Genomic DNA, 26,309 nt, shown 5'->3' with positions numbered 1-26,309 from the left:
GCAACAATTCCTGGCGGTGCGTGCGGCGGCGCGCGCTGGCGCGCTAGAGACCGTCGAGCAGTTTGCGGATCGGTGCGGGCAGGCCCAGCGTCGACAGGTCGGCGCGCGCCACCCAGCGCAGGTCGTCATTGTCGCCCAGCGCATCGCCCATGGCGACCTTGCGCAGGCGCAGTGGCTGCAGGTGCAGGCGGTAATGGCTGAAGGTGTGCACGATCGGCGGCAGCGCTTCGGCGTCGTCGTAGGCGCGCCCGCGCATCCAGCGCGCGTACCAGGCGCGCAGCTCGCTGTCGGTGTCGGCCTGCGGCAGGGTCCACAGCGAGGCCCAGATGCCGGTCGGCGGCCGCCGCTGCAGCAGCAATTCGCCGGCGGCGTTCTCCAGCAACAGCGCCAGCGCCTCGCGCTCGGGCAGGGTCTTGCCCGGCTTGGGCGTGGGCAGCGCTTCGACCAGGCCGTCGCGGCGCGCCACGCAGTCGTCCTGCAGCGGGCACAGCACGCAGGCCGGGTTGGCGCGGGTGCACAGGGTGGCGCCGAAATCCATCTGCGCCTGGGTGTAGTCGGCCATGCGCCCGTCCGGCACGGCGGCCACGTGGTCGTGCGCGAGCGCCCACAGCGGCTTTTCCACCGCCGGCAGGCCGGGGTAGCCGGCGATGCCGTGGTAGCGGGTCAGCACGCGCTTGACGTTGCCGTCGAGGATCGGGAAGCGGTCGTTCCAGGCCTGGCTGAGGATCGCGCCGGCGGTGCTGCGGCCGATGCCGGGCAGCGCATGCAGGGCCTCGAAATCGCGCGGCAGCTCGCCGCCGTGCAGTTCCACGCAGCGCTTGGCGGCAGCATGCAGGTTGCGCGCACGGGCGTAGTAGCCGAGACCGGCCCATTGCGCCATCACCGCGTCGTTGTCGGCGGCGGCCAGTGCCGGCAGGGTCGGGAAGTGCTGCAGGAAGCGCAGGAAGTAGGGGATGACCACCGCCACCTGGGTCTGCTGCAGCATGATCTCCGACAGCCACACCCGGTACGGACTGCGCGGATGCTGCCAGGGCAGGTCATGCCGCCCGTTGCGGTCGAACCAGGCGAGCAGGCGGGTGGGGAAGGTGTCGGGCTGGCGCATGCTGGCATCTGAGTTCCTTCTCCCCTCGGGAGAAGGTGCCCCGAAGGGGCGGATGAGGGTACGGGCGAAGCCTGGTGCGGTTTGGGTAGTGCGCATGCCGGCATGGCGGGCTCCGCCGTACCCTCACCCCAACCCCTCTCCCGGGGGGAGAGGGGCTTTGCATCAGCCGCCCAAGGCGTCGGGCAGCAACGCGTCGACGAAGGCTTCGGCGTCGAACACGCGCAGGTCTTCGGGGCGCTCGCCGATGCCGGCAAAGCGGATCGGGATGCCGAATTCGCGGGCCAGGGCGAACACCACGCCGCCCTTGGCGGTGCCGTCGAGCTTGGTCACCACCAGGCCGGTGACGCCGACCGCGGCGTGGAACTGGCGCAGTTGCGACAGCGCGTTCTGGCCGGTGGTGCCGTCGATGACCATCAGCACCTCGTGCGGGGCGCTGGGGTCGAGCTTGCCGAGCACGCGGCGGATCTTGCCCAACTCGTTCATCAGCCCGGTCTGGGTGTGCAGGCGGCCGGCGGTGTCGGCGATCAGCACCTCGGTGCCGCGCGCCTTGCCGGCCTGCAGCGCATCGAAGGCCACCGAGGCGGCGTCGGCGTTCTGGCCCTGCGCGATCACGGTCACACCGTTGCGCTCGCCCCAGGCCTGCAACTGCGCTACCGCGGCGGCGCGGAAGGTGTCGCCGGCGGCCAGCATCAGGCTGTGGCCCTCGTCCTTGAAGCGCTTGGCCAGCTTGCCGATGGTGGTGGTCTTGCCGACGCCGTTGACGCCGACGGTCAGCACCACGAAGGGCTTTGCATTGCGGTCGATCTGCAGCGGCCTGGCCACCGGCTGCAGGATCGCCAGCAGGTCGGCGCGCAGCGCCTGCTGCAGCGCCCTGGCGTCGGCGAACTCGCGCGCCTTCATGCGCTTGCGCAGGCTCTCGATCAGCGCGGTGGTGGCGGGAATGCCGACGTCGGCGGTGATCAGCGCGGTCTCGATCTCGTCGAGCAGGTCGTCGTCGAGCTTGGGGTTGCGCGAGAACAGGCTGCCGACGCTGCGCGCGAAGCTGCTGTTGCGCAGACGCTCGCGCCAGCCGGGCTTGCCGGCCGGGGCGGCGGGCGGCGCGTCGCTGCGGACGAGGTTGGCGTCGGCTGCGGGCACGGACGCGGTGGCCGGCGCTGGAGCCGCGGGGGCGGGCGTTGGCGTCGGCACGCTCGGTGCCGGCGCGGCGGCCGGGGCCGGCACATGGGCCTGCGGTGGCGGCGTGGGCGCTGCGTGCGGCAGCGGGGTCGGTTGCGGCTGCGGCACCGCGACCGGGGCCGGCGCCTGCACGGGATGTTCGGCGACCGGCGCGGACGTCGGCTGCGGGGTGGCGGCGGGCGCGGGAGCGGCGGGCGCTGCTTCAGCGGCAGGCGGCGCCGGCGGCGCAGGCGCAGCGGGCTCGGCGCTTGCCGGCTTGGGGAAGGCGGCGGCCAGTTCCTCGATGCTGTAGCGCTGCGTGCGGCTCTCGCCGGCGTTGTCCTGGGGCTTGTTGCGGCGGAATAGGCTGACCATGGATGACGCGTGGACCGGAAACGAAGAATGCTACCACTTGCGACCTGAGCGGCCGGTGCAGCGGGGCGGACCGGGATGGTTGGCGGGGTGGGCTTCGGGCGTCGCGACTGCGTGTGTCGCGCCAGGCGCGGTTCCTGGCCCTTTGCGGGATCAGCCGCGACAGGCGGGTGCCCACTGAAGCACAGTCGCAGGGTGCAGTTGCGGAATTGCCATGGTTTTTCGACGTAATGGCTCCGCCGCACCCTCACCCCAACCCCTCTCCCGGAGGGAGAGGGGCTTGTCACTGTGGGCGCGGGTGTTCCTGGGGAGTCGAAACTGCTCCTGCGACAGCCTCAACAGCGTCGCGATCCCAACGCCCGCATTCAGCCAAAAAACCAATCCCGATTCCCCATTCCCCATTCCCAGCTCTTCACAGCTTGCCCTTCATCGACCGGTAGTCGCGCGGGGTCATGCCCACGGTGGCCTTGAACTGGCGGGCGAAGGCGCTCTGGTCGGCGAAGCCGCACAACTGGCCGATGCTGGCGATGCTGTCGTCGCCGTGCAGCAGGCGCATCGCCGCTTCGATGCGCATCTTGGTCAGCAACTGCTGCGGGGTCAGCTGGAACACGCGGCGGAAGTGCCGCTCCAGTTGCGCCACCGACAGCTCGGCCAGGTCGGCCAGGGTCTGCACGCGCAGGTTGTCGCCGTAGTGCGCCTGCATGTGTTCCATGGCGCGGCTGATGCGCTCGTAGGCGGAATGGCGGCTGTCCGGCTGGCCCAGGTCGCGGGAGATGCCGACCACGCCGATCACCTCCTCGCCCTCGCACAGCGGGCGCTTGAAGGTCAGGCACCAGCCGGGGGTGCGGTTGGGGAACAAGTGCACTTCGAGCTGGTTCTCGATCACCTCGCCGCACAGCACGCGCCGGTCCTGCATCAGGTAGCTGCCGCCCAGCGGCAGCGGGAACACGTCCGCGGCCGACTTGCCGATCAGGTCGGCGCGGTATTTCTTGCCCAGCCGCCGCACCAGGGTCAGGTTGACGTGGGTGTAGCGGCCGTCGCGGTCCTTCACGAAGAACACCACGTCCGGCAGGGCGTCGAACAGCGTCTGCAGTTCCAGTGCCGAAATCAGAGTGTCCATGGCGTTCACCTGCGGAAGTGGGCGGCGGTGCGGGCGCGCCGCCGCGCGTCCCCCGAATGCCGATGCTAGCCTAAGTCGGCACCGGCGGGCGTCGCCGGGTTGTGCGAACTTCCGCATTGGCGACAGGCAAACGCTGCTAGCCGGCGACGGTGCCGAATGTGAGCATGGCCCCATGCATACACTCGATGTCATCGACTCGCACAGCGCCGGCGAACCGACCCGTGTCGTCGTCTCCGGCTTCCCCGATCTGGGAACCGGTTCCCTGGCCGAGCGCCGTGAGCTGTTCCGCACGCGCTTCGACCGCTGGCGCAGCGCCATCGCATGCGAACCGCGCGGCTCGGACACCATGGTCGGCGCGCTGCTGCTGCAGCCGGTGGCCGCCGATGCCTGCGCGGCGGTGATCTTCTTCAACAACGTCGGCTACCTGGGCATGTGCGGCCACGGCACCATCGGCTTGGTGCGCACGCTGGCCGAACTGGGCCGGCTGAGCGCGGGCACGCACCGCATCGAGACGCCGGTGGGCACGGTCGGCGTGGAACTGCACGCCGACGGTCGCGTCTCGGTCGACAACGTCGAGAGCTACCGCCATGCCACCGGCGTCGAAGTGCAGGTGCCCGAGTATGGGCGCGTGCGCGGCGACGTGGCCTGGGGCGGCAACTGGTTCTTCATCACCGAACAGACGCCATGCGCGCTGGAGCTGCGCCACCAGCGCGCGCTGACCGCCTACACCGAGGCGGTGCGGCTGGCGCTGGAGGCGGCCGGCATCCGCGGCGCCGACGGTGGCGAGATCGATCACATCGAGATCAACGGGCCGGCGCCGGACGCCAGCGCCGACGCGCGCAACTTCGTGCTGTGCCCGGGCCTGGCCTACGATCGGTCGCCGTGCGGGACCGGCACCAGCGCCAAGCTGGCGTGCCTGGCCGCCGACGGCAAGCTGGCGCCGGGCCAGGTGTGGCGGCAGCAGGGCATCCTCGGCAGCGTGTTCGAGGGCAGCTACACGGCCGGTGCGCGCGGGGTACTGCCGCGCATCACCGGGCAGGCCTACATCACTGCGCGCGCGCAGTTGTCGATCGATCCGCAGGATCCGTTCGCCTGGGGCATTGGCGCCGCATGAGCGGTTTCGACCTGATCGTCGTCGGCGCCGGCATCGTCGGCGCGGCCTGCGCCGATGCGGCGGCGGCCGCCGGTCTGCGCGTGGCGATCGTCGAGTCGGGCAGTATCGGCGGCGGTTCCACCGCCGCGGCGATGGGGCATTTGGTGGCCATGGACGACGATCCGGCGGAACTGGCGCTGTCGGCGTACTCGCTGCGTCTGTGGGAAGAATTTGCGCCGCTGCCGGAGGCCGAGTTCAGCCGCTGCGGCACGCTGTGGGTGGCGCGCGAGGCACGCGAACTGGAGGCGATTCCGGCCAAGATCCAGCGGCTGGCCGCGGCCGGCGTGCACGCCGAGGCGCTCGATGCGCAGCGCTTGTACCAACTGGAGCCGGCGCTGGTGCCGGGCCTGGCCGGCGGCATGCGCGTGGCCGCCGAGGCGGTGGTGTATCCGCCGCGGATGGCGCGCTACCTGGTCGAGCGTGCCTGCGCCGCCGGTGCGCAGCTGTACGCCGGGCGTCGCGCCACTGCGCTGGCCGATGCCGGCGTGCGTCTGGACGACGGCAGCGCGCTGCATGGCCCAGTGCTGGTCGCCACCGGCTGCGCCGTGCCGGAGCTGTTGCCGGAACTGCCGATGCGCGCGCGCAAAGGGCAACTGGTGATCACCGACCGCTATCCGGGCTTCGTCGCCCATCAATTGCTGGAACTGGGCTACGCCGACAGCGCGCACGGCAGCGACGGCAGCAGCGTGGCGTTCAACGTGCAGCCGCGGCCGACCGGGCAACTCCTGATCGGCTCCTCGCGCGAATTCGATGCGACCGACCGCGCGGTGTCGATGCCGATGCTGCAGCGGATGCTGGAGCGCGCCTTCGCGTTCTTGCCGGGCCTGCGGCAACTGCAGGCGATCCGGGTGTGGACCGGCCTGCGTCCGGCCACGCCGGACGGGCGCCCGTACCTGGGCGCGGTGCCGGAGCGGCGCGACGTGTGGGTCGCGGCCGGCCACGAGGGCCTGGGCGTGACGACGGCGCTGGGCAGTGCGCGCCTGCTGCTGGACCAATTGCTGCAGCGGCCCACGGCCATCGACGCGGCGCCGTACGCGCCGGCGCGGGCGTTGGCATGAGCGCGCGCATATTGCGCCTGCAGGTCGACGGCCGCGACGTCGAAGTGCCTGATGGCAGCAGCGTGGCCGCGGCGGTGGCGCAGGTGGCCACGCATTTCCGCCGCTCGCGCAGCGGGCAACCGCGCGCGCCGCTGTGCGGCATGGGCGTGTGCGCCGAGTGCCGGGTGCGCATCGACCGCGTCGGCCAGTTGCGCGCCTGCATCACCCCGGCGCGCGACGGCATGCAGGTGTGGACCGATGGCTGAGCCGCGCACCCACTTCGAGGTCTTGGTGATCGGCGCCGGGCCGGCCGGGCTGGCGGCGGCGCTGGCCGCGGCCGGGCATGGCCGCCGCGTCGGCCTGGTCGATCTGCAGGCGCGTGCCGGCGGGCAGATCTGGCGGCACGACGTGGCCCAGGCGCCGCCGCGCCTGGCCGCGCGCACGCTGGCGCAACTGGCGGCCAGCGCCGTGACCTTCCTGCCGCAGACCCAGGTGCTGCTGGCGCAGGACCGGCAACTGCTCACCGATGGACCCGATGGCCCGCGCTGGCTGGGCTACGACGCGCTGGTGCTGGCCACCGGCGCGCGCGAATTGCTGTTGCCGTTCCCGGGCTGGACCCTGCCCGGGGTGACCGGCGCCGGCGGCGCCCAGGCGCTGGCCAAGCAGGGCTGGCCGCTGCGCGGGCGGCGCGTGCTGGTCGCCGGCAGCGGGCCGCTGCTGCTGGCCTCGGCGGCGACGCTGCATCGCCACGGCGCGCAGGTGCTGGGCATCGTCGAACAGGCGCCGTGGCGCGCGCTGGCCGCGTTCGCCGCGCAGCTGCCGCTGCGTTGGCCGGACAAGGCGCTGCAGGCGCTGGCGCTGCGCACGCAACTGGCCGGGGTCGGCTACCACGCCGGCAGCGTGGTGCTGGCCGCGTACGGCGAGGGCCGCGTGCAAGAGGCGGAGATCGACGGCCCGCGCGGCCGCCGCCGTCTCGCCTGCGATCAACTGTCGGTGGGCTACGGCCTGGTGCCGAACGTGGAATTGGCGCAACTGCTGGGCTGCCGGCTGGGCCGCAGCGGCGCGCATCCGTGCGTGGCGGTGGATGCGCAACTGCGCACCAGCGTCGACGGCGTGTACGCCGCGGGCGAGGCGCTGGGCATCGGCGGGCGCGATTGCGCGCGGGTGGAAGGCGCCATCGCCGGCCACCTGGCCGCCGGCCAGGACGCCGCTGCGCAGGCGCTGCAGCCGCAGCGGCGACGTGCGCGCGCCTTCGCTGAACTGCTGCAGCGCCAGTTCGCGCTGGATCCACGCATCCACGCGCTGGCCGCGCCGGACACGCTGGTGTGCCGCTGCGAAGACGTGCCGCTGTCCGCGCTGCAGGGCCATGCCGACCTGCGCGACGCCAAGCTGGCCTCGCGCTGCGGCATGGGCGCCTGCCAGGGCCGCATCTGCGGCAGTGCGCTGACCGAACTTGGCCTGGCCACGCGCGCCGCCGATTTCTCCGACGACGGCCGCCGGCCGCCGCTGTTCCCGGCGCGGCTGGACGCGCTGGCCCATCCCTGTCCGGACCCCGCTCCGGACACCGCTTGCGCCGCGCCGTCGCGCGCGGCATCCCTTCGCAACTCTCCACAAGGTGTACATCCATGAGCAAGGCTTCCTTCTGGTACGGCGTGCTGCCGGCCATCACCACCCCGTTCAACGCCGACGGCAGCATCGACCACGCGTTCCTGGCCAAGCATGCGCAGCTCATGATCGACGCCGGCTGCACCGCGATCGTGCCGCTGGGCTCGCTGGGCGAGGCGGCCACGCTGAGCTTCGACGACAAGCTGGCGATCCTGAAGACCCTGGTGCAGGCGGTCGACGGCCGCATCCCGGTGGTGCCGGGCATCGCCGCGCTGTCCACCGACGAGGCCGTGCGCCTGGCGCAGGCGGCCAAGCAGGTCGGCTGCGGCGGCCTCATGGTGCTGCCGCCGTACGTGTATTCCACCGACTGGCGCGAGATGGGCGCGCACATGCGCGCGGTGATCGCCGCCACCGACCTGCCGGCGATCCTGTACAACAACCCGATCGCCTACAAGACCGATTTCAGCCCGGCGCAGATCGCCGAGCTGGCCGCCGAGTTCCCGAACCTGCAGGCGGTCAAGGAATCCTCCGGCGACGTGCGCCGCTTCGCCGCGCTGGGCGAACTGCTCGGCGACCGCCTGGTGCTGCTGGTGGGCATGGACGATGCGATCGTCGAAGGCCTGAGCATGGGCGCCAAGGGCTGGATCGCCGGCCTGGTCAACGCGTATCCGAAGGAGTCGGTGAAGCTGTTCGAGCTGGCCCGCGACGGCGGCTACCCGGCGGCCAAGGCGCTGTACGACTGGTTCCTGCCGCTGCTGCGCCTGGACACCGTGCCCAAGTTCGTCCAGCTGATCAAGCTGGTGCAGGAGAAGGTCGGCCTGGGCAGCGAGCGCGTGCGCGCGCCGCGGCTGGTGCTGGAAGGCGCCGAGCGCGAGGCCGCGCTGAAGGTCATCGACCACGCCATCGCCACCCATCCCGGGCACTGAGATGAGCACGCAACCGCTGTTGCTGGCCGGCCATTGGCAGGCCTCGCTGGAAGAGCGCGGCAGTTTCCGCGCCGAGGACCCGCGCGACGGGAGCGAGTTCGGCCCGTCGTTCCCGATCAGCGGCGCCGCCGACCTGGAAGCGGCGCTGAGCGCGGCGGCGCTGAGCGCCGATGCGCTGGCCGCGGCTGCGCCGGAACGCATCGCCGGGTTCCTGGATGCGTACGCGGACGCGATCGACGCCGACGTCGAGCGCCTGGTGGCGCTGGCCCATGCCGAAACCGGCCTGCCGGTGGAGCCGCGCTTGGCCAAGGTGGAACTGCCGCGCGCCAGCGGGCAGTTGCGCCAGGCCGCACAGGCAGTGCGCAGCCACAGCTGGGCGCAGCCGGTGATCGACACCGCGGCCGGCCTGCGCGCGCAGCTGGGGCCGCTGCACAAGCCGGTGCTGGTGTTCGGTCCGAACAATTTCCCGTTCGCGTTCAACGCGGTGGCCGGCAGCGATTTCGCCTCGGCCATCGCCGCACGCAATCCGGTCATCGCCAAGGCGCATCCCTCGCATCCGGCCACCAGCCAGCGCCTGGCCCAGCTCGCGCACCAGGCGCTGCTGGCGCATGACCTGCCGGCGGCGACGGTGCAGTTGCTCTACCACTTCGACAGCACGCTGGGCCTGGAGCTGGCCGGCGATCCGCGGCTGGGTGCGATCGGCTTCACCGGCAGCCGTGCCGGCGGGCTGGCGCTGAAGGCCGCCGCCGACCGCGCCGGCGTGCCGGCCTACGTCGAGTTGTCCAGCGTCAATCCGGTGTTCCTGCTGCCGGGCGCGCTGGCCGAACGCGGTGCGGCGCTGGCGCAGGAGTTCTTCGCCTCCTGCACCATGGGCAGCGGCCAGTTCTGCACCAACCCGGGCATCGTGGTGGTGCCCGAGGGCGAGGCCGGCGATGCCTTCGTCGCCGCGGCCACCGCGCATTTCGCCGCGGCTGCGCCGGCGCTGCTGTTCTCGCGCGGCGTGCTGGAGCACCTGCAGCGGAGCGTGGGCATGCTGCGCGATGCCGGCGCCACGGTGCTGGCCGGTGGCGAGGCCGATGCCGGCCCCGGCTATCGGCATGCGCCGACCCTGCTGCAAGTGTCGGCCGAGGCCTTCCTGCAGCAGCCCGAGGCGCTGCAGACCGAGGCGTTCGGCCCGGTCAGCCTGATCGTGCGCGGCGGCGGGTTGGGGCAGTTGACCGCCCTGGCGCGCAGCTTCGAGGGCAATCTCACCGGCACGCTCTATCGCGCCGCCGATGGCAGCGACGACATGGCCTTCGCCGCGCTGGCCGCGGCGCTGCGTCCGCGGGTCGGTCGCCTGATCTGCAACAAGATGCCGACCGGCGTGGCGGTGAGCCCGGCGATGAACCATGGCGGCCCGTATCCGAGCACCGGCCATCCGGGCTTCACTGCCGTCGGCATGCCCGCGGCGATCCGCCGCTTCGCCGCGCTGCACAGCTACGACGGCGTGCCCGACGCACTGCTGCCGCCGTTGCTGCGCGATCGCAATCCCGGCGGCGTGCAGCGCTTGATCGACGGCTGCTGGAGTACCGCCGACGTGGAGCCGCGCGCATGAGCGAGCAGGCCCAGATCGGCGGGTTGACCCTGGAGCAGGCGCACGCGCAACTGGCGCCGTGGCCACACCGCGCGCCGGCGATCCAGCAGCAGGAGTACCGGCAGCGTCTGGCCAACGCGCGCGCGCTGATGCGCGCGCACGGCGCCGACGCGTTGCTGATCGGTGCCGGCGCTTCGTTGCGCTACTTCACCGGCGTGCCGTGGGGCGCCAGCGAGCGCCTGGTGGCGATGTTGCTCACCGCCGAAGGCGATCCGCTGCTGATCTGCCCGGCGTTCGAGGAAGGCTCGCTGGACGCGGTGCTGTCGGTGCCGGTGCGCAAGCGCCTGTGGCAGGAACACGAGGATCCGCACGCGCTGGTCGCCGAGGCCTTGCTGGAACTGGACGCGCAGAGCCTGGCGCTTGACCCGGGCGTGGCCTTTGCGGTGCACACCGGGCTGACGGCGGTGCTGGGGCGGATCGCCATCCGCGATGCGGCGGCCATCGTCGACGGTTGCCGCATGCGCAAGTCGCCGGCGGAACTGGCGCTGATGCAGCAGGCCTGCGACATGACCCTGCAGGTGCAGCGGCTGGCCGCCGGGCTGATCCACGAAGGCATCACCACCGCGGAACTGACCCGCTTCATCGACCAGGCGCACCGCGCGCTCGGCGCCGACAACGGCTCGACCTTCTGCATCGTGCAGTTCGGCCATGCCACCGCGTATCCGCACGGCATTCCCGGCGTGCAGGCGCTGCGCCCGGGCGAACTGGTGCTGATCGATACCGGCTGCACGGTGCAGGGCTACCACTCCGACATCACCCGCACCTACATCTTCGGCGAGCCCAGCGAGAAGCAGCGACGCATCTGGCAACTGGAGCACGACGCGCAGGCGGCGGCCTTCGCCGCGGTGCGGCCGGGCGTGGCCTGCGCGGTGGTGGACGAGGCCGCGCGCAAGGTGCTGCAGCGTGCCGGGCTCGGCCCGGACTATCAGCTGCCGGGGCTGCCGCATCGCACCGGCCACGGCTGCGGCATGAGCATCCACGAGGCACCGTACCTGGTGCGCGGCAATGCGCTGGCGCTGGCGCCGGGCATGTGCTGCAGCAACGAGCCGATGATCGTGGTGCCGGGCGAGTTCGGCGTGCGCCTGGAGGATCATTTCTACGTCACCGAGGACGGCGCGCAGTGGTTCACGCCCCCGTCGCCGGCGATCGACCGGCCGTTCGCCTGATGCGCAGGGCGGCCGCCTGCCACGTTTGCGCGGCGGCCGCCGCGGTGTGTCACGGGCGCGTGCCGCCCTGCGGAGTTCCTCGATGAAGCACATACGTCTGCCCGTCGTCGGCATGCTGGCACTGGCCCTGCTGAGTGCCTGTCAGCCGTCGGCACCGTCGGCGCCTTCCACGCCGGCGGCAACGGCGCCGGCCAAGGCAAGCACCTCGCCGTCGCAGGCCTTCGCCGCGCTGCTCGATGCGCAGTGGCAGTACCAGCTCGAACACTATCCGGAGTTCGCCAGCATCATCGGCGACAGCCGCTACAACGATCGCTGGAGCGACTATTCGCTCGCCGCGCTGGAGGCCGAACGCCAGGCCATCGCTGCGTTCCTGGCGCGCTTCGATGCGATCGATGCCAAGGCGCTGTCGGCGCAGGAGCAGTTGAGCCTGCAGATGATGCAGCGGCAGTTGCGCGACCGGCTGGAGGCGATCGCGCTGAAGAACGACGAGATGCCGCTGGAACCGGTCGGCGGCATCCAGGTGGCGTTGCCGGGCTACGCGCAGGCGTTCCCATTCGCCAGCGTCAAGGACTACGAGGACTACATCAAGCGCCTGCAGGCGATCCCGGCGCTGCTCGACCAGGTGGTGGCGCTGTCGCGCGCCGGCGCCAGGGACGGGCTGGTGCAGCCGAAGTACCTGCTCGAGCGCATTCCCGCGCAGGTACGCGAGATCGCCGCACCGGCCGGGGCCGACAGTCCGTTCGCGCAGCCGCTGCAGCAGTTTCCTGCGGCAGTGCCGGAGGCCGAGCGGCCGCACCTGCGCGCGGCGATGATCGCGGCGATCGACCAGCAGGTGCGGCCGGCCTATCGCAAGCTCGCCGACTTCGTCGCCGACGAGTACGCGCCGCAGGGCCGCGTCCACGAAGGCCTGTGGTCGCTGCCCGATGGTGCGCGCCGCTACCGCTTCGCGATCCACACCCAGACCGCCACCGATCAGTCGCCCGAGCAGATCCACCAGACCGGCCTGGCCGAGGTCGCGCGCATCGAGGGCGAGATGGGCGTCATCGCCAAGCAGCTCGGCTATGCCGATCTGGCTGCGCTACGCAAGGCGGTGGCCCATGATCGCAAGTTCTTCGCCACCTCGCCCGAGCAGATCCTGCAGCGCTACCGCGACGACATCGCGCAGATGCAGCCGAGGCTGCCGACGTTGTTCGGTACGCTGCCGAAGACGCCGCTGGAGGTCCGCGCGATGCCCGCGTTCCGCGCCACCGCGCCCGGTGCCGAGTACTGGCAGAGCGATGCGCAGGGCAGTAAGCCGGGGCTGGTGATGGTCAACACCAGCGACTACGCGCACCGTACCCTGGTCAACATCGAGGCCACCGCCTACCACGAGGGCGTGCCCGGTCATCACCTGCAGATCTCGCTGGCGCAGACCCTGCCGCTGCCGCCGTTCCGCCAGCAATCCAGCTACAACGCCTACGTGGAAGGCTGGGCGCTGTACGCCGAGCGGCTGGGCAAGGAAGTGGGCTTCTACCGCGATCCGTACAGCGACTACGGCCGCCTGGCCGGCGAGCTGCTGCGCGCGAATCGACTGGTGCTGGATACCGGCGTGCACTACAAGCGCTGGACGCGGCAGCAGATGATCGACTTCTTCCACGCGCATCCGTCCGACGACGAGCCCAGCATCCAGTCCGAGACCGACCGCTACATCGTCTGGCCGGGCCAGGCACTGGGCTACAAGCTCGGCGAACTGGACATCCTGGCGCTGCGCGAGAAGGCCAGGCGCGCGCTGGGCGAGCGCTTCGACATCCGCGCCTTCCACGATGCCATCCTCGGCGGCGGCGCGATGCCGCTGGACCTGCTGGACGCGCGCATCGACGCCTGGATCGCCCAGGTCCAGGCCGGCGCTCCCTCTACTCAGGAGACTTCGCGATGACCTCCCGTTCCCGACTGCGCACGGCGCTGGCCCTGGCCATCGCGTGCACCCTGGCCTGGCAGGACGCTGCCGCCGCCGCGCCCGCAAAGACCGCCGCGCCGGCGGCCGCTGCCCCCGCCGGCGATGCCGGCGCGCGCTTCAAGGCGCTGTACCAGCGCGAGTGGAAATGGCGCCAGGAGCAATTCGCCGGCGCCGACGACGAGGACGCGCAGGGACAGGCCGCCGACCACCTGCCCAAGGTCGATCCGGCCACCCAGGCGCAGCGCACCGCCTACTGGCAGCAGACGCTGCATGATCTGGATGCGATCGACCCGGCGCAGTTGTCGGCGCAGGACCAGGTGAACTACCAGGTCTATCGCCAGCAACTGCAGGTGCTGCTCGACCAGCAGCGGTTCCGCGCCTGGGAAATGCCGTTCAACAGCGACTCCGCGTTCTGGAGCGACCTGGGGTTCACTGCGCGCGCCACCCTGCGCAATCGCGAGGACTACCAGCGCTATCTCGGACAGCTCGCCGACATCCCGCGCTACTTCGACGAGCAGATCGCCAACATGCGCGCCGGCCTGGCGCGCGGTTTCGCCCAGCCCAAAGTGACCCTGCAGGGCCGCGACCAGTCGATCGCCGAGGTCGCGCAGGCGGCGGGCGAGACCAATCTGTTCTACACCCCGTTCAAGCAGATGCCGGCGACGATCCCGGCGCCGTTGCAGGCGCAGTTGCGCGCGCAGGCGCGCACGGCGATCGCCCAGCAGGTGGTCCCGGCCTACGCCAAGCTGCTGCGTTTCATGCGCGAGGAATACCTGCCCAAGGCACGCCCGGCGCTGGCCGCCGAATCGCTGCCCGACGGCGCGGCGTACTACCGCGCGCAGATCCGCGAATACACCACGCTCGACCTCAGCCCCGAGCAGATCCACGCGGTGGGGCTGAAGGAAGTGGCGCGGCTGCGCAAGGAGATGGACCAGGCGATCGTCGACAGCGGTTTCAAGACCCCGCCGGGGCAGCAGACCTTCCCGGCGTTTCTGCACTATTTGCGCACCGATCCCAAGTTTTACGCCAAGACCCCGGAAGAACTGCTCAAGGACGCGGCGTGGATCGCCAAGCGCGTGGACGGCAAGATCGGCGACTACATCGGCCGGCTGCCGCGGCAACGCTTCGCGATCGAGCCGGTGCCGGCGGACCTGGCGCCGTTCTACACCGGCGGCCGCGGTGGCCCGGGTATCTACCTGGTCAACACCTACGACCTGCCGTCGCGTCCGCTGTACAACCTCGCTGCGCTGACCTTGCACGAGTCCTCGCCTGGTCATGCGCTGCAGATGCCGTTGGCGGCCGAGCAGGACAACCTGCCGGATTTCCGCCGCTACACCTTCATTTCCGCGTATGGCGAGGGTTGGGCGGTGTACTCGGAATACTTGGGGCAGGAGATGGGGATGTACGACACCCCGTACGACCGCTTCGGCTACCTGACCTACCAGATGTGGCGTGCGTGCCGGCTGGTGATCGACACCGGCATCCACCACGACGGCTGGACGCGGGAGCAGGCGCAGGCGTTCCTGCGCGACAACACCGCGCTCAGCGAGCACGAGGTGACCACCGAGGTCGACCGCTACATCGCCTGGCCCGGCCAGGCGCTGTCCTACTACCTGGGTGAGTTGAAGATCCTGGAGCTGCGGCGCAAGGCGGAGCAGGCGCTGGGCGAGAAGTTCGACATCCGCGCGTTCCACGACGCGGTGCTGGAGACGGGCTCGGTGCCGCTGCCGGTGCTGGAGCAGCGCATCGACCGGTTCATTGCCGAGGGTGGGAAGTCGCCTTGGTCGAAGGAGGCGGCGAAGTAATAGCCCCTCTCTGGAATAGGGGTTGGGGTGAGGGTCGGGGCGCGAAGCGCATGCGGTAGTTCGGCTGCACGAGGCTTCGCCCGTACCCTCATCCGCCCCTGCGGGGCACCTTCTCCCGGGGGGAGAAGGGGGCTTAAAAGCCCCTCTCCCTCCGGGAGAGGGGTTGGGGTGAGGGTAGGGAACGCCGCAGATCATCGAATCGCCAGTGACACCAATCCAGCGGGAGACGCCATGGCCGCACAAGGCAAGTTCCACAAGCGCTTGAGCCTCACCGATCTGACCTTCATCGGCTTGGGCTCGATCTTCGGGTCCGGTTGGCTGTTCTCGGCCAGCCACGTCTCGGCGATCGCCGGGCCGGCCGGCATCGTCTCGTGGATCGCCGGCGGCGTGGCGGTGCTGCTGCTGGGCCTGGTGTACTGCGAACTCGGCGCGGCGTTGCCGCGCGCCGGCGGCGTGGTGCGCTACCCGGAGTACTCGCACGGCGTGCTGCTCGGCTGGCTGATGGGCTTCATCACCCTGATCGCCTTCTCCAGCCTGATCGCGATCGAGGTGGAAGCGGCACGGCAATACGCCGCGGCGTGGTTCCCCTGGCTCAACCAGGCAGGCAGTACCCATCCCAGCGTCGCCGGCTGGCTGCTGCAACTGGCGCTGCTGGTCGCGTTCTTCCTGCTCAACTACTACAGCGTCAAGACCTTCGCCACCGCCAACAACATCGTCAGCGTGTTCAAGTTCCTGGTGCCGGTGCTGGTGATCGTGCTGCTGATGGCGCACTTCGATGTGCGCAACCTGCACGTGCAGGGCTTCGCGCCGTTCGGCGCGGCCGGGGTGGAGGCGGCGATTTCCGCCGGCGGCATCATCTTCGCCTACCTGGGGCTCACGCCGATCGTGTCGGTGGCCAGCGAGGTGCGCGATCCGCAGCGCAATATCCCGATCGCGCTGATCCTGTCGGTGGCGCTGTCCACGGTGATCTACGTGCTGCTGCAGCTCGCCTTCCTCGGCGGGGTGCCGGCGCAACATCTGGCCAACGGCTGGGGCGGCATCGACAAGGCGTTCTCGCTGCCGTACCACGATATCGCATTGGCGCTGGGCATGGGCTGGTTGGCGGCATTGGTGATCTGCGACGCGATGATCTCGCCCAGCGGCACCGGCAACATCTACATGAACGCCACGCCGCGGGTGGTCTACGGCTGGGCGCGAAGCGGCGGCTTTATGCCGGTGCTGACCAAGGTGGACGCCGCCTCCGGCATCCCGCGCCCGGCGCTGTGGCTGAGCCTGGGCCTGTCGGTGTTCTGGACCCTGCCGTTCCCCTCGTGGGAGGCGCTGATCAACGTGGTGTCGGCGGCGCTGGTGCTGAGCTATGCGGTGGCGCCGGTGACCGTGGCCGCGTTGCGGCGCAGCGCGCCGGAACTGCCGCGGCCGTTCCGGTTGCGCGGCATGGCGCTGCTCGGGCCGCTGTCGTTCATCGTCGCAGGCCTGATCGTGTATTGGTCGACCTGGAACACGCTGTCGTGGTTACTCGGCCTGCAGATCGCCATGTTCGCGCTGTACGTGCTGTACCGCCTGCCCAACGCGGCCGGCCGCGCACGGCTGTGGCGGCAGGTGCGCGGTGTGCTGTGGCTGATCGTGTTCTTCGCGCTGGTGTTGGTGGTGTCGCGCCTGGGCACCTTCGGCGGCAGCGGCTGGATCGCCCATCCCTGGGACACGCTGTGCGTGGCCGCGATCGCCTTGGGTTGCTACCACTGGGGTGCGCGCAGCGGCCTGCGTCCGGAGGAACTGGCGTTGGAAGAGGATGACGGGGAGTAGCCGTTGCGTGTGTGGAGAGGCGTAGGACGGTTCTTGTCCCTTTTTGTGGGATTGGCTGCGGCAGACGTCAACGGGAAAGCCCGTCGCGGCTAAAGCCGCTCTACGGGGAACAGCGCGTCATGAGATTTTTGGAAACCGAATGAACAAGTTCGTCGTATCGATCGTCATGGCACTGGCCTGCTGCGCCGGCGCCGCCCAGGCCGCGCCCAGCGTCGCCGACTACCAGCGCTCGCTGGGCCTGCGCGAGGCCTGGATCGGCCTGACCGAGAACGTGACCTGGCCGGCGCAGTGGCGCGACGACGGCGCGTTCTACTACCGCAAGACCGTACCGGGCGGCTTCGCCTTCGTGGTCGAGGACGTGGCCAGCCAGCGCAAGCAGCCGGCGTTCGACCAGCAGCAGTTGGCGCGCGCGTTGAGTGCGGCGACCGGCACCACGTATCCGGCGCTGCGGCTGCCGTTCGCGCGCTTCGCCTACGTCGCCGAGGGCGGCAAGTCGCAGGCGGCGATCGCCTTCGAGCTCGATGAGACGCCGTGGCGCTGCACGCTCACCACTTACGTCTGCGCGCGTGCCGACAGCGGCCCGCAGCCGCGGCCGCGCGGCTTCGGCGTGGTGCGCGATCTCAGCGTGCCGGCCGACGCCACCCCGCGGCGCTCGCCGGACGGACGCTGGGACGCCTATGTCGACGGCAATGCGGTGATGCTGCGCGCAGTGGCGGACGGCCACACGCTGCGCCTGGCCGACGATGGCCGCAGCGACGATTTCTACGATCCGGAAACGATTGCCTGGTCGCCGGATTCGCAGCGGCTGGCGCTGTACCGGGTGAAGCCCGGCTTCCCCCGCCGCGTCACCCGGGTCGAGGCGGCGCCGCCCGGCGGCGGCCAGCCGATCGTGCGCACGCAGCTGTATCCCAAGCCCGGCGATGCGGTGGACATCGAGCGGCCGGTGCTGTTCGACCTCGGCGCGCTGGCGCGCGGCGGTGCGCCCAAGCGCCTGCCCATCGACGACGCGCTGTTCGCCAACCCGTACCAGCTCTCGCCGATCCAGTGGCGACGCGACAGCGCCAGCTTCGTGTTCGATTACGTGCAGCGCGGCTTCCAGCGCATGCGCGCGATCGCGGTGGACGCGGCCACGGGCAAGGCGCACGTGGCGGTGGGCGAGGACGCCAAGACCTTCGTGTACGCCGACCGCAGCTACCACCACGATGTCGACGGCCTGGGCCAGGAAATCCTGTGGATCTCCGAGCGCGATGGTTGGCGCCACCTGTACCTGTTCGACGGTGCCAGCGGCCGGATCAAGGCGCAGATCACTAAAGGCGACTGGATCGTGCGCGACGTGCTGCGGGTGGACGATGCGCAGCGGCGCATCTGGTTCACCGCCAGCGGCATGGACGCGGGCAAGGATCCGTACTACCGGCAATTGTTCGCGGTGGATTTCGACGGCGGCCACCTGACCCGGCTGACCCAGGCCGATGCCGACCACGACGTGGCCATCGCCGACGACGGCCGTCATTACGTGGACGTGTATTCGCGTCCGGACATGGCGCCGGTGATGGAACTGCATGCCATCGACGGGCGCCTGCTGCAGGTGGTGGAGCGCGGCGACATCCGCAAGCTGCAGGCCGCCGGCTGGCGCGCACCGCAGACCTTCGTCGCCAAGGGCCGCGACGGCAAGACCGACATCTGGGGCATGGTGGTGCGGCCGCGCGACTACGACCCGCACAAGAAGTACCCGGTGATCGAGAACATCTATGCCGGCCCGCACGATTCCTTCGTGCCCAAGACCTTCTGGCCGTTCGGCTATCACTCCGGCGGCGACAAGCAGATCGGCATGCAGGCGCAGGCGGACCTGGGCTTCATCGTGGTGATGATCGACGGCATGGGCACCGCCAACCGCTCCAAGGCCTTCCACGACGTGGCCTGGAAGAACCTCGGCGATTCCGGCTTCCCCGACCGCATCGCCTGGCACAAGGCGCTGGCCGCGCAGGATCCGTCCTACGACATCGGCCGCGTCGGCATCTACGGCGCGTCGGCCGGCGGGCAGAGCACGCTGGGTGCGCTGGAGCGGCATCCGGACTTCTACAAGGTCGGCGTGGCCTATGCCGGGTGCTACGACAACCGCATGGACAAGATCAGCTGGAACGAGCAGTGGATGGGCTGGCCGGTGGACGCCAGCTATGCCCGCGCCTCCGGTGTGGACAATGCGGCCAAGCTGCGTGGCGACCTGCTGCTGATCGTCGGCGAGCAGGACAGCAACGTCGACCCGGCCTCGACCGCGCAGGTGGTGGACGCGCTGATCAAGGCCAACAAGGACTTCGACCTGCTGGTCGTGCCCGGCGGCGAACACACCGTCGGCCGCTCCACCGGTCCCATCGATTACGTGCAACGGCGCCAGTACGACTTCTTCGTGCGGCATCTGTTGGGGGAGCCGACGCCGCGTTGGAATGGCGTGGACGGACGCGTTGCGCGATAAGTAGAGCGCGCCTGCATGAATGTCAGAGATGCCGCCTTCCGGTGGCGGCATCGGATCATTCGGAAATCGTGGATTTAATAGAATCCGGCGTCACAGTTGGCGCCTTTGATCGTCGCTAATGAGCGATTTTTAATGGTATAGGTTCCGCCATAGGGTAGTCCTATTGCCATGCGCTTTGGATTTGTGACGTAGAACGTCTTTGCGGCTTTGTCGTACGTGACGTTTCTGGGGTCGTCGGTTTCGACATAGACTCTTTTTTCGGCTGCAGGCGTGCCAGAGTATGTGATCGCAAAAAAGATATTGCCGGGGGCGAAGAAATCGCATCCTGTTTCAAGGCCCATGTGTTCTTCGCCAGCGGTGAAGTCATAGGTTACTTTTTCCAAGGGCATGAAGAACCACGAGTTCTCGCCTATTCCGCAATTGCCTGCTCCGGCAATGGAAAACAACGCGCATGCCACGACTGATTTTTTATAAATCTTCATTCTTCTCTCTTGCAAGTGAGTCAAGTGAATCAAGTGGAATTCGATAAGAAATATAATTTTATTTAATGAATTTTGTATTTCGGAATATATACCCTGAATTTTTAAGGAAAATAAAATTAACAGTTCATTCAAGAGGCGTCAAGATAATTTCATATTTATGACACATTAATTTGGCCGAATGACGTGGCGATCCATCCGCGGTCCGCTGCGAACAGGGCAGCAATATCATCTGACTTCGATCGCACAATTGATGGATGGGTGGATCGCGATCGCCAATACTTCGACGTGTTTCCTTGACCTTTCGGCAGAAGGAGCCCCGCAGGGGCGGATGAGGGGGCGGAGGAGGCATTGGGGTTTCGCAGGCATCGCGGCGCTTCCGTACCCTCAGCCCCACCCTCTCCCGGCGGGAGAGGGGCCTTTGCTCTCGGCGCCGATGCGTTCGCTCCTGCGAATCCCCAATCCCGACTCCCGCCCCTAAAGATGCGGCGAACTCGGCCGATATCCCGGCAAGTCTCCTTGTGCCACGGCCTGCCATGACCGCCATCGCTCCCAGTTCCTCGCTCGCGCTGTCCGGCATGCGCGCTGCCACGTCCGGGCTGCAGGTGCGCGCCAACAACATCGCCAATCTCGCCACCGACGGGTTCCAGCGTTCGGTCCCGGTGAACCAGGCGAGCGCCGGCGGTGGCGTGGTCAGCCAGGTGCAGCAGGCCGGTGGGCCGGGCAGCGATCTGGTCGACGACATGGTCGGCACGCTGACCGAGCGCACCGCGTTCCAGGCCAATGCGCGCGTGCTGCGCGCGGCTGACGACAGCATCGGCAGCCTGCTCGACGTGCTCGCGTAAGCCGTCGCCGACGCGTTGCGTTCCCGCAGCGCAACATCGCCGCGATCACGCGGCTATGCGATTTTCCGCACCGATCCTCGGCACAGCGCACAAGACGCTGCGGCGCGCGCAGCGCACGATGCGACGATCGCATTGCATCGGGGACGGTAGATGGATCGGAGAGATTTCCTGCGGCAGGGCCTGGCCGTCGGCGCGGTTGCCGGCGTGGAAGCGCTGGCCGGGCGTGCCGCCGCGGCACCCACAGCGGCCAGCGCCGCGCGTGCGCCCGCACCGCCGCAACTGCAGCCGCTGGCGGCCGACGCGCTGGCCGGGCACACCTTGCAATGCCGTTTCGTCGAGGCCGGCGCGACCTGGGAGGTGTACGAAGACCTGCGCCAGCCCGACGGCGATCTGACCCTGCGCGGGCCGGGCGGGGCGCTGGTGCTGGGCAAGCGCACCGAAGCGGTGTTCCCTGCGGCGCAGGCCCCGTACTTCGGCATGGCCCTGGCCGAAGTGGCGATGGCCGATGCCGACCTGCTCGCCGATCGCCTGCTGCGCGACGGCGACCCCCGCGCCGACGAGGTGCGCGACGTGGCGCCGCCGCCGGCCTCGCAACTGGATCCCAAGGACTACAACGGGCGCCTGCCGTGGACCACCTTCGTCGGTACCCGCGAGTGCGCCGACACCATGCCGGTGTACCCGGACGGGCGCACCCGCTGTTATCGCGCCATCCAGGCGTTCCCGGAGCTGGGCAAGGACGAGCTGGTGCGGCGCCGCAGCGAAGGCCTGCTCGGCGGCTGGATGCCGGCGGTGCGCAAGGTAGTGCCGGCCGGCGAGGGCCGCTACTACGACATCCTGCTGTTCGCCGACGTGCTGGCCGAGGACCGCTTCGTGGTGCAGACCTGGCACCGCAGTGCGCTGGTCGAGCATGGCAAGGTCAGCAAGGTGGTGTACGGCTACAGCTATCCCGACTACCCGCCGCGGCGCGGCCCGCGCAGCGCCGAGGATTTCTACCGCGGCCTGCTCGCCTTCGCCGGCTACTGGCAGGCGCAGCTCGCCGACACCGTGCAGGCGCAAACCCCGGATGCGAGTTGGCGCGACATGGCGCGCTTCGCCTTCGCCCGCGAATTGGTGGTGCGTCCGGGCGGCACCTATCCCAAGTACGGCGCGGTAGACCGCGACTACTACGGCAACGAGTACGACGGCTTCCAGGACACCTTCACCAGTTCGCTGTACGCCAACCTGGAATGGGGGCGTTTCAGTCAGGCGGCGGCGGTGCTGGACGGCTATTTCAGCGACTTCGTGCAGGCCGACGGCATGGTCAACATGCGCGGCCCGGAGACCGGCCAGTTCGGGCTGACCCTGTCGCTGCTGGCGCGCTACCTGCGCTACACCGGCGATGCCGCGCTGCTGCGCAAGCACCGCGACAAGATCGCCGCCACCGCGCAGGTGCTGGTCGAGCTGCACGACGCCAGCCTGCGCCTGCCGGCATCGGCAGCGGGGCATGGCCTGCTCCACGGCTGGAACGAATCCGACGCCTGCCTGTTCCCCGATCCGCAGGTGTGGTGGAAGCCGTACTACGCCAACAGCGCGCTGACGGTGCGTGGCTGGCAGGACCTGGCGGCGGTGTGGAGCGGCATCGCCGGGCCCGGCGGGCAGGCCGCTGCGGCGCAATGGCAGCGGCGCGCGCAGCAGTTGTCCGCGCAATTGTTGCGCACGCTGCGTGGCAACATCCGCCGCGATCTGCAGCCGCCTTACATCGGCCCGCTGCCGGGGGTGAAGCTGACGTTCCGCCAGTCGCTGCAGCAGGAGCATCCCAGCGAGCAGGGCTGGCCGCACCGCGCCTATGCCGAACTGCTGCAGGCCGACGTGCTGCCCGACGACCTGGCGCACCTGGTCATCGACTGCGTGCGCGGCCACGGCGGCACCAGCCTCGGTGTGGTCGGCAACATCACCGCGCCGACCCCGGAGGCGCGCGACCTGCTTGGTTTCATCTCCTACGGCTACGCGCAGCAGTTGCTGCGCCTGGACCGGATCGAGGAATACCTGCTGTTCCTGTACGCGCATCGCTTCCACGTGCATACCCGCGGCAGTTGGACCGCGGGCGAGGTCACCGGCATCACCGGCGGCATGCCGCTGTTCTGCATCCCCGCGCAGTTGACCATTCCACTGCTGATGCGCTGGATGCTGGTGTTCGAGGACAGCGCCGGCGAGGAGCTGTTCCTGGCGCGGGCGGTGCCGCGCGACTGGCTGGGCAGCGGCGAGACGATCGCGATCGACGCCGCGCCGACGCGCTGGGGCAGGGTGTCGCTGGCGCTGCGCGGGGATCCGGCGCGCAAGCGCATCGACGGCCGCGTGACGCTGCCGGCGCAGCGGCCGGCACGGACCTGGCTGACCCTGCGCGTGCCGGCCGGCACCCGCCTGCAGGAGGTGCAACTGGACGGGCAGCCGGCGGCGCTGTCCGGGCCGCGCAACGAGCGCGTGCTGATGCCGGCCGGCAGCGCGGCGACGGTGGCGATTTCCGGCGTCTACGGCTGAGTGGCGAAAAAGTCGGAAACGTCCCGCCTGCCTGCGGGGCAGTGCGGTATTCCGCACGTTTTCCCGATAAATACGACAAGACGCCGCGCGCGTCCTACGCGCACATTGTGACCGTGCAGTGAATGTCCAGGGGGAGATTCGTTGCACGTCACCGGGGACGCAGCGCATGGGTCGTGCGCGTCGCCGTGCAGGCGGCGTCGGGATCGTCCCATCCGACGGCGCATGCGTGGACACGTCCGTTTTCGTTTCCGCCACACGCGCTGGCGACGGGGCGGCCGCCTGGGGAAGGGCGGCGTTCCGGCGAACGCCAGGCTGCCGCTCAGGAGATTTCCGATGTCGTCTTTGCTCGAACGCGTTGCGCCGCTGCTCCCGTGTTCCTGGCGCGCCGCGCCGCAGCCCGGTCCGCTGGCCGCGGCGATCTGCACCGCCCTGGCCCTGCTCGCGCCGGCGGCGCAGGCGCAGGATGCGCCGACGCAGGATAGCCAGGCGACCACGCTGGAACGCATCAGCGTCACCGGCAGCCATCTGCGCCGGGTCGATGCGGAAACCGCCAGCCCGGTCATCACCATCGACCGCCAGCGCATCGAGGACAGCGGCCAGGACACCCTCGGCCAGTTGCTGCAGCAACTGCCGGCGATGGCCGGCAACATGCCCAACGTCGCGCTCAACTCCGGCTTCAGCCACGGTCGCGCGCTGGTGTCGCTGCGCAACCTCGGCCCCGAGCGCACCCTGGTGCTGGTCAACGGCCATCGCATGGCCGGGCCGGCCAGCAGCGTCGCCGCCGCGCCCGGCGTGGACGTCAACGCGATTCCGGCGGCCATGGTCGAGCGCATCGAGGTGCTCACCGACGGCGCTTCGTCGGTGTACGGCTCCGACGCCATCGCCGGCGTGGTCAACATCATCCTCAAGGACAAGTACGACGGCTTCGCCGCCACCGCCGACTACGGCCTGAGCACCCACGGCGACGGCAACCGGCGCTCGCTCGGCCTGGAGTGGGGCAAGACCTGGGACCGCGGCGGGCTGATCCTGGGCGTGAGCCGCAGCTCGATGAACGCGCTGTACGACAGCGATCGCGACTACGCGCGCACCGCGCAGAACTATCTCAACGGCCAGGTGGTGGAGCGCCGCGGCAACGGCACCCGCGCCTTCCTGCGCAATGGCAGCGTGCTGACGCCCAACGCCAACCTGGCGCCGGGCCAGGTCACCGCCAGCGACTTCCATACCTACATCCAGGCGGTGGAAGGCTACAACTCCTACACCGGGCAGTACCTGATCACCCCGGTGCAGCGCACCAACGCCTCTGCACACGCCACGTTCGATTTCACCCCGAACGTGCAGGGCTACCTGGACATGTTCTGGACCCGCAGCGAGACCACCTCGCAGCTCACCGCCTACGGCCTGGAACTGCCCAACGCCGCGCAGAACTACTACAACCCCTTCGGCGCCCAGCTCAGCCGCTACCTGCTGCGTTCGGTGCCGGCCAACACCCGCGTCTACACCTCGACGATGTACCAGACCAACATCGTCGCCGGCTTGCGCGGCAAGTTCGGCGACAGCAGTTGGCAGTGGGATGCGGCGGCCGGCTACGCGCACTACAAGGACACCCTGGTGCGCAACGGCTTCTCCATCACCTCGGCGCTCAACAACGCGGTGGGTGCTTCGTTCCGCGACACCGACGGCACCATCAAGTGCGGTACGCCCGGCAACGTCATCGCCGGCTGCACCCCCATCAACGTGTTCAACCCGGACGATCCGGCCACCATCGCCGGCATCAAGGCCACCCAGAGCGCGGTCGACCTGATCGACGAGAGCACGATGAAGTTCGCCGAGGCCAGCGTCAACGGCGACCTGTTCGCGATGCCGGCCGGAGCGGTGCAGGCCGCGTTCGGCCTGTCGTTCCGCAAGAACGGCTTCTCGCAGGGCACCAGCAATCCGGTGGCGGCGGCCGATGCGGAAGGCAACTGCGACTACAACGACGGTTGCATCATGAACCAGGGCCACGACGAGACCATCAAGGAGGCGTATGCCGAAGTGCTGGTACCGCTGCTCAAGGGCGTGACCGGCGCGCAGGCGCTGAACCTCAACCTGGGCACGCGCTACTCGCGCTACGACTACTGGGGCAGCACCACCAACAGCAAGGTGGCGCTGGAATGGCGGCCGATCGACAACCTGCTGATCCGCGCCACCGGCTCGCAGGTGTTCCGCGCGCCGGCGCTGGGCGATCTGTACGGCTCCCCGTTCAACGGCGTGGTCGACGACGCCGGCACCTACACCGATCCGTGCAACGGCTACACCGGCGGCGGCAATCCCGCAGCCTGCGCCAACGTGCCGACCAACGGCAGCTTCGTCAACAGCTCGTCCTTCACCGTGCTCACCACCGGCTCGGCCAACGCCGGCTTTGCGATCAAGCCCGAGCAGGGCCGCTCCTACAACATCGGCGCGGTGTACGACCCGGGCTGGGCCGAGGGTCTGTCGCTGAATCTGGACAGCTGGCGCGTCACCCTGGACGACATGATCAACGGCACCGGCCTGGATCAGGTGCTGCAGAACTGCTACGACGGCCAGAGCGCCTATTGCCCGCTGATCAAGCGCGGTCCCACCGGGCAGCTGGTCAGCGTCACCGTGCCGTTCGCGATCAACAGCGGCAAGGTCGACATCCGCGGCGACGACGTCGGCATCAAGTACGCCTTGCCGGAGACGGCGTGGGGTCGCTTCCGTGCCGGCGTCGATGCCACCTACCTGTCCAGCTACAAGTTCAGCGGCGATCCGCACAACTACGTGGGCGAACAATCCAGCTACGGCAACATGCCGCGCTGGCGCGCCAACTTCACCCTCGACTGGGACAACGGCCCCTGGCACGCGAGCTGGAACACGCGGCTGATCGGGCGCACCACCGTCGGCAGTGCCTACGAGGACTTCTGCGTCAACACCGCCGCCGACGGCAGTTGCGTGTACTTCCCGGTCGGCACGGTGACCTATCACGACGCCAGCGTGAGCCGGAAGTTCGAGAGCCTGCATACCACCCTGGCGCTGGGCGTGAACAACCTCGGCAATCGCACGCCGCCGCGCTACTACGGCTATGCCAGCGCGGCCAACACCGATGCGTTCACCTACGACACGCTGGGGCGTTACTTCTGGGCGCGGATCAGGACCGAGTTTTGAGTCGCACGTCTGCACCCGGTGGC

At 69.6% G+C, this 26,309-nt stretch carries 18 protein-coding genes; 14 read left to right on the top strand and 4 right to left on the bottom strand.

What is annotated here, in order from left to right; all coding sequences use genetic code 11:
• Positions 1–43: 43 nt before the first annotated feature.
• The 3 genes from mutY to SLW56_RS01115 all read right to left on the bottom strand — a co-directional run bounded on the left by mutY (position 44) and on the right by SLW56_RS01115 (position 3,749).
• The gene (mutY, locus tag SLW56_RS01125) at positions 44–1,102 is read right to left on the bottom strand and encodes an A/G-specific adenine glycosylase (RefSeq protein ID WP_267117609.1); all 1,059 of its coding nucleotides are present in this window, start codon (positions 1,100–1,102) and stop codon (positions 44–46) included.
• A 162-nt stretch (positions 1,103–1,264) separates the two neighbouring features.
• On the bottom strand, positions 1,265–2,632 hold the full coding sequence (ftsY, locus tag SLW56_RS01120) for a signal recognition particle-docking protein FtsY (protein ID WP_295908790.1): 1,368 nt from the start codon (positions 2,630–2,632) through the stop codon (positions 1,265–1,267).
• 409 nt (positions 2,633–3,041) lie between these two features.
• The gene (locus SLW56_RS01115) at positions 3,042–3,749 is read right to left on the bottom strand and encodes an AraC family transcriptional regulator (protein WP_017911046.1); all 708 of its coding nucleotides are present in this window, start codon (positions 3,747–3,749) and stop codon (positions 3,042–3,044) included.
• A 172-nt stretch (positions 3,750–3,921) separates the two neighbouring features.
• Between SLW56_RS01115 and SLW56_RS01110 the strand changes: the two genes are divergently transcribed.
• The 11 genes from SLW56_RS01110 to SLW56_RS01060 all read left to right on the top strand — a co-directional run bounded on the left by SLW56_RS01110 (position 3,922) and on the right by SLW56_RS01060 (position 19,283).
• Positions 3,922–4,863, top strand: coding sequence for a 4-hydroxyproline epimerase (locus SLW56_RS01110; protein WP_320694236.1), 942 nt, complete (start codon positions 3,922–3,924; stop codon positions 4,861–4,863).
• Complete coding sequence (locus tag SLW56_RS01105) at positions 4,860–5,960, top strand: FAD-dependent oxidoreductase (RefSeq protein WP_152247692.1); 1,101 nt, start codon at positions 4,860–4,862, stop codon at positions 5,958–5,960. The genes SLW56_RS01110 and SLW56_RS01105 overlap by 4 nt, the downstream gene beginning before the upstream one ends.
• Positions 5,957–6,205 carry a (2Fe-2S)-binding protein gene (locus tag SLW56_RS01100; RefSeq protein ID WP_320694235.1) on the top strand — a complete coding sequence of 83 codons (249 nt, stop codon included), beginning with the start codon at positions 5,957–5,959 and terminating at the stop codon, positions 6,203–6,205. Before SLW56_RS01105 ends, SLW56_RS01100 begins: the two co-directional genes overlap by 4 nt.
• Positions 6,198–7,568, top strand: a complete 1,371-nt coding sequence (locus SLW56_RS01095) for an FAD/NAD(P)-binding oxidoreductase (RefSeq protein WP_267093810.1) — start codon at positions 6,198–6,200, stop codon at positions 7,566–7,568. The genes SLW56_RS01100 and SLW56_RS01095 overlap by 8 nt, the downstream gene beginning before the upstream one ends.
• Positions 7,565–8,470 (top strand): dihydrodipicolinate synthase family protein, encoded by a 906-nt coding sequence (locus SLW56_RS01090; RefSeq protein WP_017909351.1) that lies wholly within the window; start codon positions 7,565–7,567, stop codon positions 8,468–8,470. The genes SLW56_RS01095 and SLW56_RS01090 overlap by 4 nt, the downstream gene beginning before the upstream one ends.
• A 1-nt stretch (position 8,471) precedes the next feature.
• On the top strand, positions 8,472–10,064 hold the full coding sequence (locus tag SLW56_RS01085; RefSeq protein WP_320694234.1) for an aldehyde dehydrogenase family protein: 1,593 nt from the start codon (positions 8,472–8,474) through the stop codon (positions 10,062–10,064).
• Positions 10,061–11,269, top strand: coding sequence for a Xaa-Pro peptidase family protein (locus SLW56_RS01080; protein WP_152247700.1), 1,209 nt, complete (start codon positions 10,061–10,063; stop codon positions 11,267–11,269). The genes SLW56_RS01085 and SLW56_RS01080 overlap by 4 nt, the downstream gene beginning before the upstream one ends.
• An 82-nt stretch (positions 11,270–11,351) precedes the next feature.
• Positions 11,352–13,184, top strand: a complete 1,833-nt coding sequence (locus tag SLW56_RS01075; protein ID WP_320694233.1) for a DUF885 family protein — start codon at positions 11,352–11,354, stop codon at positions 13,182–13,184.
• Positions 13,181–15,010 carry a DUF885 family protein gene (locus SLW56_RS01070; RefSeq protein ID WP_320694232.1) on the top strand — a complete coding sequence of 610 codons (1,830 nt, stop codon included), beginning with the start codon at positions 13,181–13,183 and terminating at the stop codon, positions 15,008–15,010. Before SLW56_RS01075 ends, SLW56_RS01070 begins: the two co-directional genes overlap by 4 nt.
• Positions 15,011–15,241: 231 nt before the next feature.
• Positions 15,242–16,813 carry an APC family permease gene (locus tag SLW56_RS01065; RefSeq protein ID WP_017916460.1) on the top strand — a complete coding sequence of 524 codons (1,572 nt, stop codon included), beginning with the start codon at positions 15,242–15,244 and terminating at the stop codon, positions 16,811–16,813.
• Between the two features lie 139 nt (positions 16,814–16,952).
• Positions 16,953–19,283 (top strand): DPP IV N-terminal domain-containing protein, encoded by a 2,331-nt coding sequence (locus tag SLW56_RS01060; protein WP_320694231.1) that lies wholly within the window; start codon positions 16,953–16,955, stop codon positions 19,281–19,283.
• A gap of 74 nt (positions 19,284–19,357) precedes the next feature.
• On the opposite strand, the gene SLW56_RS01055 is transcribed toward SLW56_RS01060, so the two are convergent.
• Positions 19,358–19,765, bottom strand: a complete 408-nt coding sequence (locus SLW56_RS01055) for a hypothetical protein (RefSeq protein ID WP_152181887.1) — start codon at positions 19,763–19,765, stop codon at positions 19,358–19,360.
• A gap of 533 nt (positions 19,766–20,298) precedes the next feature.
• On the opposite strand from SLW56_RS01055, the gene SLW56_RS01050 reads away from it, so the two are divergent.
• The 3 genes from SLW56_RS01050 to SLW56_RS01040 all read left to right on the top strand — a co-directional run bounded on the left by SLW56_RS01050 (position 20,299) and on the right by SLW56_RS01040 (position 26,286).
• Positions 20,299–20,607 (top strand): flagellar basal body protein, encoded by a 309-nt coding sequence (locus tag SLW56_RS01050; RefSeq protein WP_320694230.1) that lies wholly within the window; start codon positions 20,299–20,301, stop codon positions 20,605–20,607.
• Positions 20,608–20,757: 150 nt separating this feature from the next.
• Positions 20,758–23,124, top strand: a complete 2,367-nt coding sequence (locus SLW56_RS01045; RefSeq protein WP_320694229.1) for a Tat pathway signal protein — start codon at positions 20,758–20,760, stop codon at positions 23,122–23,124.
• A gap of 333 nt (positions 23,125–23,457) precedes the next feature.
• Complete coding sequence (locus SLW56_RS01040) at positions 23,458–26,286, top strand: TonB-dependent receptor (RefSeq protein ID WP_320694228.1); 2,829 nt, start codon at positions 23,458–23,460, stop codon at positions 26,284–26,286.
• The last annotated feature ends 23 nt before the right edge of the window (positions 26,287–26,309 follow it).

Origin of the sequence: Xanthomonas sp. LF07-6 (genome assembly GCF_034105445.1) — a bacterium.
GTDB lineage: Bacteria > Pseudomonadota > Gammaproteobacteria > Xanthomonadales > Xanthomonadaceae > Xanthomonas_A > Xanthomonas_A sontii.
Note: the sequence above shows the minus strand (reverse complement) of the source record. Positions and strands in the feature narration are given on the sequence as shown.